Annotated in this window: 15 protein-coding genes and 1 riboswitch; of the genes, 6 read left to right on the forward strand and 9 right to left on the reverse strand. The window is 70.4% G+C overall.

What is annotated here, in order from left to right; genetic code table 11:
- Positions 1-29: 29 nt before the first annotated feature.
- From ACIBK3_RS06950 to ACIBK3_RS06960, 3 genes are all read left to right on the forward strand, one after another.
- Complete coding sequence (locus ACIBK3_RS06950; RefSeq protein ID WP_399362652.1) at positions 30-836, forward strand: helix-turn-helix domain-containing protein; 807 nt, start codon at positions 30-32, stop codon at positions 834-836.
- Positions 833-1,021, forward strand: coding sequence for a DUF397 domain-containing protein (locus tag ACIBK3_RS06955; RefSeq protein WP_399362654.1), 189 nt, complete (start codon positions 833-835; stop codon positions 1,019-1,021). The genes ACIBK3_RS06950 and ACIBK3_RS06955 overlap by 4 nt, the downstream gene beginning before the upstream one ends.
- 290 nt (positions 1,022-1,311) lie before the next feature.
- Entirely contained in the window at positions 1,312-1,689 is a 378-nt protein-coding gene (locus tag ACIBK3_RS06960) for a hypothetical protein (RefSeq protein ID WP_399362656.1), read from the forward strand.
- 161 nt (positions 1,690-1,850) lie between these two features.
- Here ACIBK3_RS06960 and ACIBK3_RS06965 read toward each other — a convergent pair whose 3' ends face one another.
- Positions 1,851-2,237 (reverse strand): VOC family protein, encoded by a 387-nt coding sequence (locus ACIBK3_RS06965; RefSeq protein ID WP_399362658.1) that lies wholly within the window; start codon positions 2,235-2,237, stop codon positions 1,851-1,853.
- Between the two features lie 544 nt (positions 2,238-2,781).
- Positions 2,782-3,855, reverse strand: coding sequence for an NlpC/P60 family protein (locus ACIBK3_RS06970; protein ID WP_399362660.1), 1,074 nt, complete (start codon positions 3,853-3,855; stop codon positions 2,782-2,784).
- A 472-nt stretch (positions 3,856-4,327) separates the two neighbouring features.
- Between ACIBK3_RS06970 and ACIBK3_RS06975 the strand changes: the two genes are divergently transcribed.
- A complete protein-coding gene (locus ACIBK3_RS06975) occupies positions 4,328-4,681 on the forward strand; it encodes a hypothetical protein (RefSeq protein WP_399362661.1) in 354 nt (117 codons plus the stop codon).
- A 68-nt stretch (positions 4,682-4,749) separates the two neighbouring features.
- Here ACIBK3_RS06975 and ACIBK3_RS06980 read toward each other — a convergent pair whose 3' ends face one another.
- The 3 genes from ACIBK3_RS06980 to ACIBK3_RS06990 all read right to left on the reverse strand — a co-directional run bounded on the left by ACIBK3_RS06980 (position 4,750) and on the right by ACIBK3_RS06990 (position 8,307).
- Positions 4,750-5,601: a class I SAM-dependent methyltransferase gene (locus tag ACIBK3_RS06980; protein WP_399362663.1), complete on the reverse strand. Its 852-nt coding sequence runs from the start codon at positions 5,599-5,601 to the stop codon at positions 4,750-4,752.
- Positions 5,602-5,862: 261 nt separating this feature from the next.
- Positions 5,863-6,864: an FAD-dependent monooxygenase gene (locus ACIBK3_RS06985; RefSeq protein WP_399362665.1), complete on the reverse strand. Its 1,002-nt coding sequence runs from the start codon at positions 6,862-6,864 to the stop codon at positions 5,863-5,865.
- Between the two features lie 273 nt (positions 6,865-7,137).
- Positions 7,138-8,307, reverse strand: a complete 1,170-nt coding sequence (locus tag ACIBK3_RS06990) for an NlpC/P60 family protein (RefSeq protein WP_399362667.1) — start codon at positions 8,305-8,307, stop codon at positions 7,138-7,140.
- A gap of 7 nt (positions 8,308-8,314) precedes the next feature.
- Positions 8,315-8,484, reverse strand: a riboswitch (cyclic di-AMP (ydaO/yuaA leader).
- 504 nt (positions 8,485-8,988) lie between these two features.
- Here ACIBK3_RS06990 and pcrA point away from each other — a divergent pair.
- Positions 8,989-11,475 carry a DNA helicase PcrA gene (pcrA, locus tag ACIBK3_RS06995; RefSeq protein WP_399362669.1) on the forward strand — a complete coding sequence of 829 codons (2,487 nt, stop codon included), beginning with the start codon at positions 8,989-8,991 and terminating at the stop codon, positions 11,473-11,475.
- Positions 11,476-11,514: 39 nt separating this feature from the next.
- Here pcrA and ACIBK3_RS07000 read toward each other — a convergent pair whose 3' ends face one another.
- Together ACIBK3_RS07000 and ACIBK3_RS07005 are read right to left on the reverse strand one after the other, a co-directional pair.
- On the reverse strand, positions 11,515-13,098 hold the full coding sequence (locus ACIBK3_RS07000; protein ID WP_399362671.1) for a M23 family metallopeptidase: 1,584 nt from the start codon (positions 13,096-13,098) through the stop codon (positions 11,515-11,517).
- 372 nt (positions 13,099-13,470) lie between these two features.
- Positions 13,471-14,340, reverse strand: a complete 870-nt coding sequence (locus ACIBK3_RS07005) for an esterase/lipase family protein (protein ID WP_399362673.1) — start codon at positions 14,338-14,340, stop codon at positions 13,471-13,473.
- Between the two features lie 494 nt (positions 14,341-14,834).
- On the opposite strand from ACIBK3_RS07005, the gene ACIBK3_RS07010 reads away from it, so the two are divergent.
- A complete protein-coding gene (locus ACIBK3_RS07010; RefSeq protein ID WP_399362675.1) occupies positions 14,835-15,251 on the forward strand; it encodes a cobalamin B12-binding domain-containing protein in 417 nt (138 codons plus the stop codon).
- A gap of 416 nt (positions 15,252-15,667) precedes the next feature.
- Here the strand turns inward: ACIBK3_RS07010 and ACIBK3_RS07015 are convergent, their stop codons facing one another.
- On the reverse strand, positions 15,668-17,332 hold the full coding sequence (locus ACIBK3_RS07015) for a DUF5691 domain-containing protein (protein WP_399362676.1): 1,665 nt from the start codon (positions 17,330-17,332) through the stop codon (positions 15,668-15,670).
- A 169-nt stretch (positions 17,333-17,501) separates the two neighbouring features.
- Positions 17,502-18,857, reverse strand: coding sequence for an SWIM zinc finger family protein (locus tag ACIBK3_RS07020; RefSeq protein ID WP_399362678.1), 1,356 nt, complete (start codon positions 18,855-18,857; stop codon positions 17,502-17,504).
- Positions 18,858-18,985: the final 128 nt, after the last annotated feature.

Below are 18,985 nucleotides of genomic sequence, written 5' to 3' on the forward strand. Positions count from 1 at the left end.
GGAGGCGGGTTCGCGCGGTGACGTCCGGGGTGTCTCAGCAGGCTCAGCAGAACTGGCGGTACTGCGGCGGGCAGATCAAGTTGTGGCGGGAGGAAGCGGGGGTCGCGCGGCAGGCACTGGCCGATGAGGCCGGGTACGACTACGAGTACGTCAAGTCGATGGAGTGCGGGCGGCGACGGCCGACGTTGCGGCTGTTGCAGGTCGCGGATCAAATGTGCGGGGCGCGGGGGAAGTTGGCGGCCGGGCATGAGTTCCTGAAACCGGAGCCGTTTCCCGCGCGGTCGCAGGAGTACATGGGGATCGAGGCCGAGGCGATCGTTGTGCATCACTATGCGCTTGGGTTGATTCCCGGCCTCCTGCAGACGAGGGAGTACGCGCGAGCGCTGATCAGCGAAAGCTGCCCGCCAATGGACGACGAGACGGTGGAGGAACGGGTTCGAGCACGGCTGGCGAGGCAGGAGGCGCTGACGCGCCGTACGAAGACGGTGTACGGCTTCGTGATCCACGAGGCAGCGTTGCGCACCGAGGTGGGCGGGCGGGAGGTTATGCGGCGGCAGTTGTTGTGTCTACCCGAGGTCGGCGCGCTGCGTAACGTGTCCATCCAGGTGCTGCCGTTCGGGAAGTGCAACGGCATCGCGCTCAATGGCCCGTTCGTATTGCTGGAGACTGCTGAACACGAGCGCTTCGCATACGTCGAGGGGCCCGAGACCAGTGTGCTGCACGCCGACGGTGACAAGGTCTCCTCCCTAGCGCAGGCGCATGGCATGATCCGCATGCAGGCGCTCGGAGTTGAGGAGTCGGCAGCGTTCATGAGGAAGGTGGCAGAGGAGCTATGAGCGGACCGCTGGCATGGTTCAAATCTAGCTACAGCGACTCCCAAGGCGGCGAGTGCCTCGAAGTCGCCGCCTGCCCCCACGCCATCCACGTCCGTGACTCGAAGCTCGGAGCTCGGAGCCCCCGCTTCGATGTCCCCCCGGATGCCTGGGCCGCCTTCGTCGCGTACGCCTCCCGCGAGGCCTGAGCTTCGGGCTTCGAGGGCCGAGACCCGAGCCCCTTTTGCAAGGAACGGGCGGAAAGACTCCACCCACCCTCCCGCCCTCCCTGTGCCTCAACTGCCGTGCGTACCAGCGCGCGTGACTTTTCGTGATCGGCTTGCGACACACCGTCGCGACCCTCTAGCGTTCGCGACAACAAACGACCCCGGTCGGGTGCTACCAACACCCGCCGGGGTCTCACCCCAAGATCGAAGAGAGCGATCTAGTGGCTTACAAAAACTCTAGCGCTGCCCTGCCCGCACCCGCAGCGCATCCCATGGCCAAGCCCGGTTACGGCAAGCGCTCCGCCCCGGACCAGAAGCCCCCGCGCCGAGGCGACTTCGACCATCTCCCGGCCCGAGAGGCGTACCTCGCGAGCCTCCTCGACCAGCTCTGCGAGAACGCGGCCATGGACGCCAAGACCATCGCCAAGGCCCAGCCGCTCTACGGTCAGCAGGCCGTCCGCACCGGGCTGATGGAGTGCACCGACTGCGGCGTACCCGGCCGGCCGGAGGCGCTGCCCGGCGGCCTCTGCCGTGCATGTGACGGCCGGGAGTCGAGCCCCCACCGAGAGCCGACCGGGATGCCGACCGGGGCGGTCCGGGCCAGGGCCGCACAGGTGCGTGCCGCCATGCGTACACCCCAACGCGCCTGAAGACGACCTTGGGCTGGAGCTTGATTGAGAAGGTCTTGTTGCCGGGTATTCAAGGGAGCGTGGGCCTTGGCGGGCGGCAGGTCGCCTACCGCCCGGCAGGACGCCAGGACCGCCTTACTCGGGGCGTCTCTGATCGCGCGGGTGCTGGGCCGCCATCGGCCTCACGGCCCGGCGCCGCCCGGGGTGAGGATTTCCATGAGATGTCCGTCGGGGTCGCGGAAGTAGGTGCCCTTGCGGCCTATGGTGCGCTTACTGTGATAGATCTGCCCGATTTCTTGGCATGTGGGATCGCCGTAGTGGGTGATTCCGCCGTGCTGGATGCGGGCGAGGGCCGCGTCGAACTCCTGCTCGCTGACCATGAACGCGTAGTGGTGTGGCTCGAAGTCGTCCAGCTGGTCGTAGTCCAGGCTGACCTTGTTGGCCAGAGTGACCGGCGTGAAGTGCGCCACCGGCGGATCTACTCTCAGGCCGAGGATTTCGGCCAGGAACTGCGCCGAGACTTGTGGGTTACGGGCGGGGACGATGGTGTGATTCAGTTCCACGGTCATAGTGACTCCTCTTCGGGGACGGGCTACGCGTGGTGGGGTGCTCGGCGGCCTTGGCGACCCGGCAGCTGCCGTGTCATACGTCGATGTCGTACCCCAGGCTCTGCAGCTTGGCCATCTTCGGTACTTCCTCTCGCTGTCGGTTGACCCGCGGCACCGAGGCCGGACACCGCCGTACTGGATCCGGCGACACTTACGACGCTCGCTTGTCCGCAGGGGTACTGCCTTCTGGGACCGTTTCATCGTCCCGGCGTAAGCAGGCCGTGAAGTCAGCCGCAGTTCCCGTTCGATGGGCGACTTCGGTCGGACCGCGCGAAGCCGTGTCAGACCTGTGGACGACACCGGACCCTGAGGGACGCGGACTCGCGGAGGGTTGATTACCGGCACCAAGTACGCCGCGAACAGCACCCGATGGAGGCAGCCCTGCTGGAGAGTCGCGCGGCCGGGGATGACCTTGAGGTCGTAGTCACGACGGAACCCAAGGAGTACCGCGGGCTCGGAGTCCCCATGTTGCCCGTAACAACCGTGGCGGGTGAGTGAGACCGCCTCACGCCACCCGGGTAGCCCCCGCGAACGGCATCTCGCCGACCGGCGCCAGCCGCACCGGTGCCGACGGGTTCGGGGCGTGGATCATCTGGCCGTTGCCGATGTAGAGGCCGACGTGACTGATGCCGGAGTAGAAGAACACCAGGTCGCCCGGGAGCAGTTCGGAGCGGGAGACGCGTCGGCCGGCGCCGATCTGGGCGTAGGTCGTGCGGGGCAGGGAGATGCCGGCGGAGCGGTACGCGGCCTGGATGAGGCCCGAGCAGTCGAAGGCGTCCGGGCCGGTGGCGCCCCAGACGTAGGGGCTGCCGAGTTTGGCGTAGGCGTAGGCGACGGCGGCCGCGGCACGGGAGTCGGGCGCCTGGGCGGTGGCGGATCCGGGTGCCGCCATGACCTCCCGCGCACCGGCGCCCGCTCGTGAGGCGCGGGCGCCGGTGCCGGCGGCGGTCTCTGTGAAGCGGGCGCGTTCCTCGGCGGACAGCTGGGACAGCAGCCGTCGGGCTGCGTCCAGTTTGCCGGTGATCGTCGTCCTGGCCCGCTTCAGCTCCGTCTGGCGGGACGTGAGCGAGGTCAGCTCGACGCGCGCGGCCCCGCGCAACCGCTCGATCTCCCGCAGCTGTCCGCGGACGCTCGCGACGGATGATGCCTGGCGGCTCCCGGCGCGCTCGACGAACTCGGCGCCGTCCAGGTACTGGTCGGGATCGTCGGACATCGCGAGTCGCAGGGCTGGATCCAGGCCGCCGTCGCGGTACTGCGCCCTGGCCATCGAACCCAGCGCATTCCGCGCCGAGTTGAGCTTCTCCGTCCGGCGCGCGGCCTCGTCCCGCAGCGTCGACAGGCGTTGTTCGGCGGCCTTCGCCTTCTCCTTGGCGCCGTTGTACTTCTCGGTCGCGACCTCCGCCTCCTGGTACAGCTTGTCCGCCTTCGCCTTGACCTGGGCCGGCGTCAGTTGCGGCTCGGCGTGTCCGGTCCCGTCGAAGCCCGTCGCCGTCGCCGCGCCCGCGAGGGCGATCGTCGCCGCTGTACGGACCGAGGTGCTGCCGACCGAACGGTGCCGGGGCTTGCGGTGCGCTGCCAACTGGGGTGCACGTCCTTTCGTACGACCGCACGGCCGAGATGTCCGTTCGAACGCCAAGCGAAGCGGACGTACGGCCGCCGTGGGGGCGGATGACGCGTCCGGCGACGGCCCGCACAGGGGAAGCGGGGCGCCGCCGGACCTTCTCGGCGGTGGTGGCCGACGGCCGCCCCTGGCCCGGGCGGCGATGGGGAGCCGGTCACCTGAGGGAGGACGCTAAACCTGACGGTGACGGCGCGGTAACGGGTTGTGCGGAAGTGCCGGGAGTGGATCGCCGGGTGACCGTAAGTGACCGTGATCCGGTGTCGGCGCCGTCGACTTCACGCAGGGCGATGACCGAAGTGGGGATTCGGGGGAGCGTGCGAGCGACGGGGTGCTAAGGGCCGCATATATGCAAGACGGGCAAGTCCGGGTCCGGGTAAGGAGCGCCGCCCGGTGTCAGGTGCCCGTTCGCCCCTGGTTAGGCTCCGGCCTCATGGACGTACTCATCCATCTCTTCGTCGGCCTGCACATCATCGGCATCGCCTCGCTGCTCGGCGGTTTCCTCACCCAGATGAAGGCGATGGGCCAGGGCGCCGCCCGCTTCGTTCCCGCGATGCTGCACGGGGCCCTGACGATGTTGGTCACCGGGGCGGTCCTGGTGGGCCTCAACCAGGCCGACGACCAGCACGTCAACAACATCAAGATCGGCGTGAAGCTGGCGCTGCTGATCGTGATCCTCGGGCTCGTCTATGTGAAACGGGACGACGAGACGGTGGACAAGGGCATGTTCGGTCTGGTGGGCGCGCTGACCACGGCGAACATCTTCATCGCGGTGCTGTGGACCTGACCTCGTGCGGGTTCGGGGGGTGAGGCCCAGACAGCCGTCAGGGAACCAGGAGGGAACCAGGAGGGGCTCTACCGGCGGACCGCCGAGATCAGTCCGCCGGGCCGCTCCTCGCGCTGCGGTGGGGTGCTGATCGGGCGGCCGTAGGCGGCAGCGCGCTCGCGCAGGGTGTGGCTGTCGGCCTTCCAGCCGTGCCCGGCCAGCCAGCCCACCGGGTCGTCGGGCATCTCCGAGACCCACATGGACGCCGCCGATCCCGGCACGGCGTCCGCGCCGAAGCGCTCGATCACGCCGCGCGAGCCCAATGTCAGCCCCATCCGACTGCCTGCCGCCGACTGCGTGCTGATCCGGGCCAGCAGCAACTCCACCGCGTCTTCGGGCAGATAGATCAGTAGTCCTTCGGCGATCCACGCGGTCGGCACGGTCGGGTCGTGCCCTGCGGCGGCCAGCGCGGCCGGCCAGTCCTCACGCAGATCCACCGCGACGGTGATCCGCTCGCAGCGTGCGGCGACCCGCTCCTGGCGCAGCACCGAAGCCTTGAAGTCCAGTGGCGCGGCGGTGTCGACCTCGAACAGCCGGGTGCCCTCGGGCCAGTCCATCCGGAAGGCCCGGCTGTCCATGCCGGCGCCGAGCAGCACGACCTGCCGGACCCCGGACGCGGAGGCCTGCTGCAACAGGTCGTCGAGGAACTTCGTCCTGATGACGATGGAGAACGACACGGCCAGCCGGCGGCGTCGCGCGGCCTCGTCATCGGGCAGCGACGGCGAGGAGGGCCACAGGCCGCCGGCGGTGGCGAAGGCCCGTGCCAGTGGGTCGCGGAACAGCGCATCCTCCCGCTCGGTCTCCAGCGCCCGCACCCTGGCCACCCCCACCGCCGTGGCCCACACTCCCGACGGCTGCACCCACTCCTGCTCATCAGTCACCGCGCCAGCCTAGAAGATCGATTCCAAGGGGCCTGATGAGGGGAGTCCGGCATGGGCGTGATCTGGTCGGGGCCAAGTGCGGAGTGCATCAGCGCCTGGACGTGAGCGGGGGCGAGGGAATGCAGGAGGGCACTGCCATGCCTCATCGGAATGTGGCGTGGCCGCCGAACGGGGGCTCCAACGCGCACCATGCGACATGAGCAGAGGTCGTCCGGCGGTGTCCTACCGAAGCGTGGTCCCTCTCGACACGTTATGTGACACCTACGGCTTGGCCGACGAGGTGATCGGCGATCCGACCGGGGCTCCGGAGTCCGGAACCCCCGCGTAGTCAGGCAGCTCGACGCCGTTGATCGCGCGCCCAACCAGCTCGGTGAACCATTCGCTGGCGAAATCGGGGCTCGGCTCGGCGTCTGGCCCGGGGACGTCGCGGCTGCGGGCGTTCAACCGGCCGATCTCCTGGTTGGCCTCGACGAACGAGCGCATCCGCGCCTCGTAGCGGGCGAACCCGGCGTCGGGGTCCCACTCGGCGGCGGCCAGTTCTCCGGCCGGCAGGTAGGCGCCGACCAGGGCCAGCCCGGTGCCCTGCCCGGACATCGGCGACGAGCTGAACGCCGCGTCCCCGAGCAACCCCACCCGTCCACTCGACCAGCGGTCCATCACCACCTGGGCGACCTGGTCGAGGTAGAAGTCCGGAGTGTCGTCCAAGTGCGCGAGGATGTCCGGGGCCAGCCAGCCCAGGCCCGCCATCCGCTCCCGCAGCAGGACCTTCTGGGCCGCGACGTCACGGTAGTCGACGTCGAAGTCAGCCGAGGTGAAGTAGAACATGGCCATCGCCCGGGTGGCGTCCTGGAAGGGCCGCAGGAGGGCGGAGCGCCCGGACTCCTGATCCTGGTACTCCAGCAGCCACCGGTCCAGCCCGAACTCGTTGGGCACACTGTAGAAGGCCAGCACGTGCCCGAGGGGGCGGAGGAACCGCTCATGCGGCCCGAAGACCATCGCTCGCAGCTCCGAGTGCAGCCCGTCTGCCCCGACCACCAAGTCGAAGCGCCGCCGGTTGCCGCCCGCGAAGACCACGTCGACCCCGTCCGCGTCCTGGGCGAGCTCGGCGATTCGGTCGCCGAAGACGTACTCGACGCCGTCGCGGGTGTCGTCGTAGAGCACCTGGGACAGGTCCCCGCGCAGGATCTCGATGTCCGCGATGAACCCGTCGCCACCGTCGTCGTCCGCGCGGAAGGTCTCCAGCACCTGGCCGTCCGCGTCCACGGTGAGCGCGCCGGCGGTGTCGGTGCACGCCGCGAAACGCCAACTCCGATGACGCTCATATCGGACGAAAATGGTGCAGACCAGGTGAACCAGGCTGTCGGCTGGGCAGCCGCCTGAGACTTCGCCAGATCTGCGCGCGACACGGTGAGACTCTGAAAGGACCAGTGAGAACGGACAGCACTCCGCGGAGTAATTCTCAGTGATCTGTCGCAGACGACAGGTTGACGACAGATCGCTGAGAATTCGACAGATTCAGAGCGGCCCTGCACCTCGTCAGGCAGGTCGTACCACGCTGTGGATCGCTGACTCGCCGTCGTAGTAGATGGACTCCTCGCGGACGTACGCGCCCGGCTTCGGGGCGTGGATCATCATGCCGTTGCCGATGTACATGCCGACGTGGCTGATGTCGTCGTAGAAGAAGACCAGGTCACCGGGCTGGGCGGCGGAGAGGGAGACCGTGGTGCCGGCGTTGACCTGGTCGTAGGTGACGCGCGGGATGTCGACACCGGCGGCCTTCCAGGCGGCCTGGGTGAGACCGGAGCAGTCGTAGGAGTCGGGGCCGGTGGCGCCCCAGACGTACGGCTTGCCGATCTGCGCACGGGCGAAGGCGAGCGCCTTCTCGGCCTTGGTGGCGTAGGAAGGGTCGGGCGTGGCCGTGCCGGTGCCGGTGCCTGTGCCGGTCCCCGAGCCTGAGGAGCTGTTCTGCTGCTGCTCAGCCGCCGCCTCCTGCGCCTTCTGCTCCGCCGCCTGCTGCCGCGCCAGCTCCGCCGCCTTGCGCGCGGCCTCCTGCTGTTTCTTCTCCTCGATCGCCGCGAGCCGCGCCTTCTCCTGGGCGGTCAGCTGCGAGAGGAGATTCCGCGCGTCGGCGAGCTTCTTCTGGACGGTCGCCTTCGCCGTCTTCAGGTCGTCCTGCGACCGGGTGAGCGTCCGAAGGCTCTCCGTGGCCTCCTGGCGCTTCTTCATCGTCGCCGACTGCTCGGTGACGTAGTCGTCGACCGCGCCCTTCTGGCGGCTGGTCAGCCGGCTCATCAGCTGGGTCTGGTCGAAGTAGTCCTGCGGAGAGTCCGCGAGCAGGAACGTCGCCGTGTCGGGGGCGGAGGCGCCGGTGCGGTACTGGGCGGCGGCGAAGGAACCCAGTTCCTCCCTCGCCTCGTTGAGCTTCTGGGTGCGCTGGGCTACGTCGTTCAGGAGGGCGTCGACGCGGCCCCGCTGCGTCGTGGTCTTCTCCTTGGCCGCGTTGTAGTTGTCGGTCGCCGACTCCGCCTGGCGGTACAGGTCGTCGACCTTCTTCTCGACCTCTTCGAGGCTCGGCCGGTCGTCGGCCGGGGCTGCGGTGGCCGTCTGGGACAGCAGGGCGACGGAGGTGAGGGCCGCCGTGGCCAGGGCGGGGGTCCGGATGCCTGCGCGCGTACCTGCGGGAGGCGGCTTGCGGTGCGACGCCAAGGGAGGCGACTCCTTCCGATGCTCCGCCTACCGGGTTAGCTGTCGGGTTCGGGCGGGTGGTTCGGAAGGAATGCCCTACGGCCTCTCCCCGTACGGGAGTCGGCCGATTCACCCCAAGGTCGGTGGGTCCCCGGTTCCGGTCGCAGGGCGACGCTGTGGATTCGGCGGAGGCCGCGCGACCCGGCGACGTTCGCCGGTGGGGGTCGTACGGCCTGTGCGGCACGGTAGCCAACGCGTGTGGCGCCTGTGAAGGTTGATGTTCGATATGCCCGATACATTTTCGTGACCTCGGGGCAGGACGTCGCCCGGCGTGGCCAATCCGGACTGATCCGGACCGAGTTGTGCGTATTTTTGACGGAGTGATGCCATCTGCCCGCTTCGAGGGGCTGGGTTCCAGCCGACCGCGGCCCCGACACGGCGGCGGCCGGAGAGGTCGGTAGCTGCTCGCGGGAGAGGGCGCAGGCATTCGAATTTGACTCGATCGTGTAATGGCTCGGTTGCGGACCGTGACGGCGTACTCCTGGAGGCGAGGAAGACACCGGGCGGGCAGGTCTGGCAGATCCTCGGGTTCTGAAGACCCCGCTCTGGGAGCCCCGTATTTTCGCGGGAGAACTCGTATTTCCGGCGGAGTTCTCGGGGCGGCGGTGGGGTGTCAGTGGGGCGTTCTAGACTCGGAGAGCGATGAGCAGCCTCTTTGATGACAGCTTCCTGGCGAACCTCCAGGCCCCTCGTGGGCACGAGGAGGAACCCCCGCCGCCGCCCGAGGACGATCACGTACCGGAGCCCGTGCCGGACGATCTGTTCGGCGGGAAGTTCGACGTGCCGCCGGACCGGGACACCTACTACCGCGACGGCGCGCCGCGCCCGGCGGTGGACCCGGCAGCGCTGCTGGAGGGGCTGAACGAGAACCAGCGTGCCGCCGTCGTGCACCACGGCACCCCGCTGCTCATCGTGGCCGGCGCCGGCTCCGGCAAGACCCGCGTGCTCACGCACCGCATCGCCCACCTGCTGGGCGAGCGGAACGTGCACCCGGGCCAGATCCTGGCGATCACCTTCACCAACAAGGCCGCCGGCGAGATGAAGGAGCGCGTCGAGCAGCTCGTCGGCCCGCGCGCCCACGCGATGTGGGTCATGACGTTCCACAGCGCGTGCGTACGGATCCTGCGGCGGGAAAGCAAGAAGCTCGGCTTCACGTCCTCCTTCTCGATCTACGACGCCGCCGACTCCAAGCGTCTGATGGCCCTGGTCTGCCGCGACCTGGACCTCGACCCCAAGCGCTACCCCCCGAAGTCCTTCAGCGCCAAGATCAGCAACCTCAAGAACGAGCTGATCGACGAGGAGGACTTCGCCGCCCAGGCCACCGACGGCTTCGAGAAGACCCTCGCCCAGGCCTACGCGATGTACCAGTCGCGGCTGCGGGAGGCGAACGCCCTCGACTTCGACGACCTGATCATGACGACGGTCAACCTGCTCCGCGCCTTCCCCGACGTCGCCGAGCACTACCGCCGCCGCTTCAGGCACGTCCTGGTCGACGAGTACCAGGACACCAACCACGCCCAGTACGCCCTGGTCCGCGAGCTCGTCGGCACCGCCGAGCACCCCGTCGACGTACCGCCCGGCGAGCATGACCTGCAGCCCGCAGAACTGTGCGTGGTGGGCGACGCCGACCAGTCGATCTACGCCTTCCGTGGCGCCACCATCCGCAACATCCTCCAGTTCGAGGAGGACTACCCGGACGCGACGACCATCCTGCTGGAGCAGAACTACCGCTCCACACAGACGATCCTGTCCGCCGCCAACGCCGTCATCGAGCGCAACGAGTCCCGCCGCCCCAAGAACCTGTGGACCAACGCGGGCGCGGGCGCGCGCATCACCGGCTATGTCGCCGACACCGAGCACGACGAGGCGCAGTTCGTCGCCGACGAGATAGACCGCCTCACGGACGCGGGCGACGCGAAGGCGGGAGACGTGGCTGTCTTCTACCGCACCAACGCGCAGTCCCGTGTCTTCGAAGAGGTCTTCATCCGCGTCGGCCTGCCCTACAAGGTCGTCGGCGGCGTCCGCTTCTACGAGCGCAAGGAGGTCCGGGACGTCCTGGCCTACCTGCGGGTCCTCGCCAACCCGGAGGACTCGGTGCCGCTGCGCCGCATCCTCAACGTCCCCAAGCGGGGCATCGGCGACCGCGCCGAGGCGATGATCGACGCCCTGTCCCAGCGCGAGAAGATCAGCTTCCCGCAGGCGCTGAAGCGCGTCGACGAGGCGTACGGCATGGCCGCGCGCTCCACCAACGCCGTGAAGCGGTTCAACACGCTGATGGAGGACCTCCGTACGATCGTCGAGTCCGGCGCGGGCCCGGCGACCGTCCTGGAAGCAGTGCTCGAACGCACCGGCTACCTCGCCGAGTTGCAGGCCTCCACCGACCCGCAGGACGAGACCCGCATCGAGAACCTCCAGGAACTCGCCGCGGTCGCCCTGGAGTTCGAGCAGGAGTCCGGCGAGGGCGAGGAGCCCGGCTCGCTCTCCGACTTCCTGGAGCGGGTGGCCCTGGTCGCCGACTCCGACCAGATCCCCGACGAGGACGAGGACGGCTCCGGAGTCATCACCCTGATGACCCTGCACACCGCCAAGGGCCTCGAGTTCCCGGTCGTGTTCCTCACCGGCATGGAGGACGGCGTCTTCCCGCACATGCGCGCCCTCGGCCAGACCAAGGAACTGGAGGAGGAACGGCGCCTGGCGTACGTCGGCATCACGCGCGCGCGGGAACGGCTGTATCTGACACGGTCGTCGATGCGCAGCGCGTGGGGACAGCCCTCGTACAACCCGCCGTCCCGCTTCCTGGAGGAGATCCCGCCGCAGCACGTCGACTGGAAGCGCACGGGCGCCATGGCACCGGTGTCCTCCGGCCCGGTGTCCGGCGTGGCGGCCTCGCTGTCGTCGTCCCGCTCGCGCTCGGCGGCCTCGGGCGCATCCGGGTTCGCCACCCGCCGGACCTCGGAGAAGCCGGTGGTCGCGCTGGCCGTCGGGGACCGGGTCACGCACGACCAGTTCGGGCTCGGCACGGTCGTCGGTGTGAAGGGGACGGGCGGAAACGCCGAGGCGACGATCGACTTCGGCGACGAGAAGCCGAAGCGGCTGCTGCTGCGGTACGCGCCGGTGGAGAAGCTGTAGCTGAGGGAGCGTGGGTCCGGGGGCGGCGAGCCCCCGCTCCTACGTCGGGTCGAGCCCGTGGCTGCGCAGCCACGGCAGCGGGTCGATCGCCGAGCCGCCGGCCGGCCGTACCTCGAGGTGCAGGTGCGGGCCGGTCGAGTTGCCCGAGTTCCCGGAATACGCGATCGGGTCGCCGGCCTTCACGGTCGTACCGGAGGAGACCCGGTAGGTGGAGAGGTGGCAGTACCACGTCTCCGTGCCGTCCTTCGCCGTCAGGATCAACATGTTGCCGTACGCGCTGTTCCACTGCGTCCGTACGGTGCCGTCGGTCACAGCCATCACGGTCGTGCCGTAGGAGACCGGGAAGTCGATGCCGGTGTGCACGGACATCCAGTTGATGCCGGCCTGGCCGAAGTAGGCGCTGAGCCCGCGCTGGGCGACCGGCAGCGCGTACTTGGGGCGCAGCCGCTCCTTGCGGGCCGCCTCCGCCGCCGCCCGCTTCTTCTCGGCTTCCTGCTGCGCCTTGAGGTCGATACGTTCCTGCGTCCGGCTGACCCGGTCGCTGAAGGCGTCCGCCTCGGCGGACAGGGTCCGCAACTGGCTGTCCAGCTTGCTGTTCGCCATCGACGGCTTCACGGCGGTCGCGTCCGAGGCGTCCGCCGCGGTCGTCGACGTCTCCTGGTCGTCGGCGCTGAACGTGCCGACCGAGGCGGCGGCGATTCCCGCCACTCCCATCACACACGCCGAGGGCACGGCCACCGTCAGCAGCGCGGACCGCTTGGCGGGCATACGACGACGGGAACGCGACCCGCCACGCGAGGCGGCGCGGGACGACGGGGACGGGTCCGGGGTCGGGACGACATCTTCCTCGTCGTCCAGGAGGGGCGAGCCGGACACGGTCGTTCCGGTCGGCACGGCGGGCATCTCGCCGGTGGCGGCGAAATCACCGTCGCCCGGCGTGTGTTCGGAGTACTCGACGTGCTCGATGTGGTCGAAGGTCGTCGTCGCCTGGTGGTCGAAGGATTCCGCGGGCGGCTCGTAAGACTCGGCCGCCGAAGTGCCGGTGCCGCCGTCGGAGTTCCACTGTGTGGCGTCGTACGCCCCCGTGTCGAAGGCCTGCGTGCCCCATTCCCACTGCTGGGTCTGGTCGGCCGGGCCACCGGAGTGGTCGGGCTGGAGCCAGGCGTTGGCGTCCCACTGGCCGCTGGTGTCGTGGCCCGTGGTCTGCGCCGGGATCGCGGAGAGGGGCTGGTGTTGGTGCTCGGCGTTCCAGGCGGTGGTGTCGTACGCGCCGGTGTCGTAGGCGGCGTGGTGCTGGGCCGCGTACATGTCGTAGTGCGGGGTCTGGTGACCGCCGGTCGACCAGGTCTGCGTGTCGTACGAGCCGGTGGCGTCGCCGGGAAGGCTGCCGAAGAGGGGGTCGGACTCGAAGGTCGTCGTCGCCGTTGTCGCCGCGTGGGCGCCGGAGTCGAAACCGGCAGCGTCGAACCCGGTGGCGTCAAAACCTGTGGCGTCATAGCCGCCGTACGTGGTGAAGTCGCCGTACTGGGCTTCCTGGGTGCCGTACGACGCGTAGTGCGCGGAGACGGCGTCGGAAGCCGGAGCCGGGGTGGTCGTGCTCCCCGACGGGTGACGGTCGTTCACCAACTTCTCTTTCGCCTCGACAACAGGGGCTGCCAGAGCAGTGCGGCGACTGTACCCGGCGGTACGCGGGCACGACAATCTTCGTCAGGTTTCGCTCGCGCAGGAAACGGGCATTCGGCCGTGTTTCGGGGGACTGTGGGCGAGGGTTTGGCCCTGTGTTCGAGAGTTGTTCGACGTCGGAACGGTGTCGGACCGATGCCGGTCCGCCGGCGGAGCGATGCAGGACCGCCGTCGGGCCGACTGACGGACCGCCGTCGGGCCGGCTGACGGACCGCCGTCGGGCCGGCTGACGGAACGCCGTCGGGCCCCGGCTGACGGAACGCTGTCGGGTGGCTCTTTTTCTCCTGCAGTCCGAGGTGGGAGTGCGCCGGATTACGCCACCGTGAGTCCGCCGGAGCGCGCGGCGGTTTCTTCCCCTGGGCGCGCCGTGTCGAGAACCCGCCGTATCCCGGCCGCGACGGCGGGGTGCACGGGCAGAGCGAGATGGCCGATGCCGCTCACCCGGACGTTCTCCGCGGTCAGGTCGGGATGCTCGACGCAGGCGGCCTCCAGCGGGTCCATCAGGTGGTCCAGGTCGCTCCAGAAGCTCACGAAGTGCGTACGGCAGCCGGGCGCCGGGAGGGTCAGCTCCTCGAGCAGCTCCGAGCCCGGACGCATCTGGCGCACGATCGGGTGCGCGTTCGCCAGCGGCATCACCCGGGTGCCGGAGTGCGGGGTGCCGAGGGTGACGAGCGTGCGGACACGGAGATCGCCACCGAGGCGCTGCACGTAGTACCGCGCTATCAGCCCGCCGAGGCTGTGCCCGACCACATCGACCTGCCGACTGCCCGTGCGCTCGCAGATCTCCTCTATGTGCCGCCCGAGCAGCGCCGCCGCGGTGCGGATGTCGCAGGTCAGCGGCGAGTAGTTGAGCGACTCGATCTGCTGCCTGCCGTGCTGGGCGAGACTGCGGCGCAGCAGGACGAACACCGAGCGGTTGTCGATGAACCCGTGCAGCAGCACGACCGGGGGCTTGGCCTCCCGGGGCAGCTGGGTCGCGCTGTCCTCCGGGGCCGGGATCGGGGGTACCGGGGAGCGGCGCTCCTGGGTGATGCCGGCGGGGTAGAAGAGGAGGTGGCCCGCGAGGATCGCGATCTCCAGGGCGGTCGCCTTCAGGAGGGTCACGGAGAGCCCCGCCAGCTTGCCCGGAAGCAGACGCTGGCAGAGCGGAAGAAGGGGGAATGCTGCCCCGGTGACCTTCATGGCCGGCCTCCTGTCGGCACGCGGGAGGACAGCTCTGTCCCTCGTATGCCCTCCTGGGGAGGCGTGGCGAAGGTTTTCCACAGAGGGTGGGCGGGGCGGGTGGGGGCGATGAAGCGAGGCTCCCTGCCGGTGTGGCGCCGGGTTTCCCCGCTGTCGTGCCTTACCCGCCCTGCGTGCCCTTGTCGATGCGCCTCACCGCCGCGGCGCGCGGCCTGCGGCGCGGCGGTGAGGCGACCTCCTTGCGGCTCCCGAACGTGTCCCACTATGTGATTTCCCCCTCGGTATTCACCGCGAAACTGCCGGTTGCGGGATGCTGGAGATAACGTTCGTTCACTCTCCCGGCCGGTATGGGTACGTCGGTACTTGTCGGGACAGAAGGATTCGAACCAGATGGACTCCGTACAGATGGGTCCGGTGCAGATGGATCCTGTACAGATGGGTCCTGTACAGATGGGTCCGACACAGATGGATGCAGTCGCTTCATGGAGGCAGTGATGGGTGTGGCAGCCGGTCCGATCCGCGTGGTGGTGGCCAAGCCGGGGCTCGACGGCCACGATCGCGGGGCCAAGGTGATCGCGCGGGCGCTGCGCGACGCCGGTATGGAGGTCATCTACACCGGGCTCCACCAGACGCCCGAGCAGATCGTCGACACCGCGATCCAGGAGGACGCCGACGCGATCGGGCTGTCCATCCTGTCCGGGGCGCACAACACGCTCTTCGCGGCCGTGATCAACCTGCTCAAGGAGCGGGACGCGCAGGACATCCTCGTCTTCGGCGGCGGCATCATCCCCGAGGCGGACATCGCGCCGCTGAAGGAGAAGGGCGTCGCGGAGATCTTCACCCCGGGAGCGACGACGCAGTCGATCGTGGACTGGGTACGCGCGAACGTGAGGCAGCCGGCGGGGGCGTAGGTCGTCCTCCCGCGCGGCTCGGGCCGGACGGCCGGGGGCCGGCGCCGCCGGCCGGCGACCGTTGCCCGGGGATGTTGCTCGGCGACCGTTGTCCAGGGGCGCTGCCCCGCGAGCGCGGTCCGGGGTCGTTGCCCTGGGCGCGCGGTCGCGAGGCGCTGCCCGGCGGCTGTCGAGTGGGGTCGTCGGCACTGGGTCGCAGTCGGGAGGCGCTGCTCCGTGGCTGTGGTCTGGGATCGTCGGCCCGGGGCCGCAGTCGAGGGGCGCTGGCCTGCGGTCGTCGCCTGGGGGCGTTGCCCGGCGACCGTCGTCCGGGGCGCTGCCCCCTGATCCCGAACCCCCGTTCGACTTGAATGGCCTCGCCCTCAGCCGGCGGACTTGGCGGACTGGGCTGGCCTGGCGGACTCGGCGTACTCGGCCTACGGGGTTGGCCTGGCGGATTCGGTGGACGGGCTGAGGAGTCCTGCCGCGCCCAGTTCCTCCTGCATCGCCGCCCGCAACCGCAGGGTGGTCACCAGACGCTGGAACGCCTCCGCCCAATACCCCCCGGCCCCGGGACGCGCGTCCTCCGGCTCGTCGGGCACCGCCATCAGCCCGTCGAGACGGCTCGCCTCCGACGGGTCGAGGCAGCGTTCCGCCAGGCCCATCACTCCGCTGAAACTCCATGGGTAACTCCCCGCGTCCCGTGCGATGTTGAGCGCGTCGACGACAGCCCGCCCGAGCGGCGCGGCCCACGGCACCGCACACACTCCGAGCAGCTGGAACGCCTCGGACAGGCCGTGGGCCGAGATGAACCCGGCCACCCAGTCGGCCCGTTCGGCGGCGTCCAGCGTGCCGAGCAGTTTGGCCCGCTCGGCCAGGGAAACCGCCCCGGGGCCCCCGGCCTCGGGTGCCGCGGGTGCGCCGAGGAGCGCCCGCGCCCATGCCGCGTCCCGTTGCCGCACCGCCGCCCGGCACCACGCGGCGTGCAGTTCGGCCTGCCAGTCGTCCGCGACCGGCAGAGCCACGATCTCCTGGGGCGTACGCCCGCCGAGCCGCCCCGGCCAGGTGCCGAGCGGCGCCGCCTCCACCAGCTGGCCGAACCACCACGACCGTTCTCCCCGCCCCCCGGGCGGATTGGGTACGACACCGTCGCTCTCCATGCCCGGGTCGCACTCGTGCGGCGCCTCTATCACGAGGGCGGGGGTGTCGCCGGTGTGGTCGACGGCCACGCACGCCCCGGCCCGTACCGCCATCCGTCCGGCGAGCGCCGAGCCGGGCAGGGCCGACAGCAGCTCTGCCGCCGTCGCCCGTACGTTGCGGCTGCGGTCGGTCAGTGCCCGCTCCAGGAAGGGCTCGTCGTCCGCGGCCAGGCCCGTGCGCAGGGAGTCGAGGAACATCAGGCGGTCCTCGGCCCGTTCCGTCGCCCAGGTCGTGGCGAGCAGGTCGCGCGCGGCGGCCGGTTCACGGGAGCGGAGCGCGCTCAGCAGGGCGACCCGCTCCGCGAACAGCCCCTCCTGCCACAGCCGGCGGGTCTTCTCGGCGTCCTCCAGCTGGGGCAGCGTCGTGCCCCCGCCCGGTGTCGCGCGCAGGGCGAACCGCCAGTCGGGGTTCAGCCGGGCGAGCCACACCGCGCGCGGTCCGGCGAACGTCAGCGCCGTCGGCCGCAGGTCCGTACGCCCCCTTGCCGCGTCCAGGAGCGCGGGCAGCAGTTCGGGGGGAGGCGCGTAGCCCCGGGCGTTCGCCGTGGTGAGCCATTGCGGCAGGAGCTCCATGAGGTCGGGCGCCGTACCCCGGCGGCCGCCGCCGCCCGCGCCGGGCCGGTCGGCCAGCAGCATCGCCAGTCTGCGGGCCGCCGCAGGGGGCAAGGACGGCCGCGGGTCCGCCGCCAAGGGGTCCGGCAGCCGCGCCGCCCGCCCGGGTCGCAGGCCGGCCCGCCGTCGTACGGTCTCCACGGCCGCCGCGTCCAGCAGGGCCAGCGGTGCTTCCGGGCCGGGCGGGCAGCCGGGTGGCGTGCGACGCTCGGTCCCGAGCAGGGCCGCTGTGACGAGTTCCTCCCAGGCGCCCGGGGTGGGCGCGTCCACAGGAGCGGAAGTCCTGGTCATGGGTTCCGTACCGTTCCTCTCCGTGTGGTGACCGGGAGTGGTTGAAGGGTCACCGGGGTCGGGTGTCCCATGAAGCCGGACACATGCGTGGATCGAGTGAGAGCGGTTGGGTCGGCGGGCCGGTGGGGTGGCTCGTCGGTCCGGTGCGCGGGTCCCCGCACGGGTCGGTTCAGCACAGGGACACCGCCTCGCCCGCGCCCTCCGGCCAGGCCGTCAGCGGGGTGAAGCCGCGGTGGCCGCACTCGCCGAACACCGTGACCGGGGCGCCGCCCGACAGGGACACGAGCCGCCACAGGCCTGGCCGGGACCGCGCGTAGGACGTCAGCGGCAGCGCCGTCTCCCCGTCGGCGTCCGCCAGTTGCCAGGAGTCGCCGTCCGGGGTGGGCACGACCCGCTCCAGCGTCACCGGAACGGAATCCAGCCACGGGTCGTCCCGCAGCGCCTCGCCATAGCGGGCGGCGGCCTCGGCCGGGGTCAGCCCCGGCGGTCGTAGCGCGGCCGGCGCGGGCGGGGTGAACTGCTCACCCAGGGCCACCCGCGGCTGCCCGGCACCCGGATACGCCGACACCTCCGCGTCCAGCACCAGCCCCACCGGCAGGGCCAACTCCGGTGCGCGGCCTGCGGCGCCATAAGAGAGGAGCAGCGCCGTACGACCGGACTCGGCGCCGTACAGCCATATCCGGCGGGTCGTCAGCCGGGCGTCCGCGGTGTCGTACTGGGCGAGGACCAGCCAGCGGTCCCGCAGCGGCGGGCCGTCCGCCGAACCGGCCAGGCCGATCCGGGACCGGACCGTCGCCGCCAGGCCCTCGGGCAGTCCCTCCCGCCGCAGCCAGCCTTGGTCGAGAAGGTGGAGGAGAGCGCACTCCTCCAGCAGCCGCACCGGCCAGCCCGGCCCGGACGACGGAATCGACCCCAACTCCCTTACGCGCGCGGCCAGTCCGGAGGCCTGGGCATCGACCATGCGAGCCGCCGTCTCCTCCCACAGCCCGTACCCCGCCTGCTCCGCGCCCGCGAGACCGCCGCGCAGCAGGTCCGCCAGCCGCTGCTCCAGCTCCGTCGCCCCCGCGGTGATCCGCTCGGCCCGGCGCTCCGCCCGCCGCCTCGCCGCCTCCGGATCACCCGAACCGGACGAGGCACCGCTCGCGCCGGCCGACTGTTTCTCCTGCGCGCGCTTCCTTCTCCCCTCTATCCACTGCCCGGCCCACTCCGGCGGCTGCCCCGGCGGCACCGCGCCGTCCCCGGCCGCCCAGAGCAGCAACAGCCCGAGCGCGTGCTTGCACGGGAACTTGCGGCTCGGACAACTGCACTTGTACGCCGGCCCCGACGCGTCCGCGATGTCCACGACCGTCTGATACGGCTTGCCGCCACTGCCCTGGCACAGCCCCCACACCGTCCCCTCCCCGCAACTGCCCATCTCGGACCACGGACCGGCCGCGCCGAGTTTGCTGCCCGCTTTGCGTGACGCGGCGTCAGGCGCCAGCGACAGCACCTGGTCCGCGCTCCAGCGCACCCCCTGCTGAGTCATGCCATCGAAGGTAGATCCCCCCACTGACAATCGGCCCCGCGAGCACGTTCGTGCAGGTCAGATCGCATTGTCAGTGGTGTGGTGCACGGTGGATACCAGATCCGAACCGGCCGAGCTGGAGGGGGACT

It is taken from the genome of Streptomyces sp. NPDC050287 (genome assembly GCF_044459385.1).
Taxonomy (GTDB): Bacteria; Actinomycetota; Actinomycetes; order Streptomycetales; family Streptomycetaceae; genus Streptomyces.

What these genes read in the sequence shown, in the direction of transcription:
- ACIBK3_RS06955 (WP_399362654.1), top strand. Translation starts at nt 833, where the DNA reads ATGAGCGGACCGCTGGCATGGTTCAAATCTAGCTACAGCGACTCCCAA.
- ACIBK3_RS07010 (WP_399362675.1), top strand. Translation starts at nt 14,835, where the DNA reads ATGGGTGTGGCAGCCGGTCCGATCCGCGTGGTGGTGGCCAAGCCGGGG.
- ACIBK3_RS07005 (WP_399362673.1), bottom strand. Translation starts at nt 14,340, where the DNA reads ATGAAGGTCACCGGGGCAGCATTCCCCCTTCTTCCGCTCTGCCAGCGT.
- pcrA (WP_399362669.1), top strand. Translation starts at nt 8,989, where the DNA reads ATGAGCAGCCTCTTTGATGACAGCTTCCTGGCGAACCTCCAGGCCCCT.
- ACIBK3_RS06975 (WP_399362661.1), top strand. Translation starts at nt 4,328, where the DNA reads ATGGACGTACTCATCCATCTCTTCGTCGGCCTGCACATCATCGGCATC.
- ACIBK3_RS07020 (WP_399362678.1), bottom strand. Translation starts at nt 18,857, where the DNA reads ATGACTCAGCAGGGGGTGCGCTGGAGCGCGGACCAGGTGCTGTCGCTG.
- ACIBK3_RS07015 (WP_399362676.1), bottom strand. Translation starts at nt 17,332, where the DNA reads ATGACCAGGACTTCCGCTCCTGTGGACGCGCCCACCCCGGGCGCCTGG.
- ACIBK3_RS06960 (WP_399362656.1), top strand. Translation starts at nt 1,312, where the DNA reads ATGGCCAAGCCCGGTTACGGCAAGCGCTCCGCCCCGGACCAGAAGCCC.
- ACIBK3_RS06965 (WP_399362658.1), bottom strand. Translation starts at nt 2,237, where the DNA reads ATGACCGTGGAACTGAATCACACCATCGTCCCCGCCCGTAACCCACAA.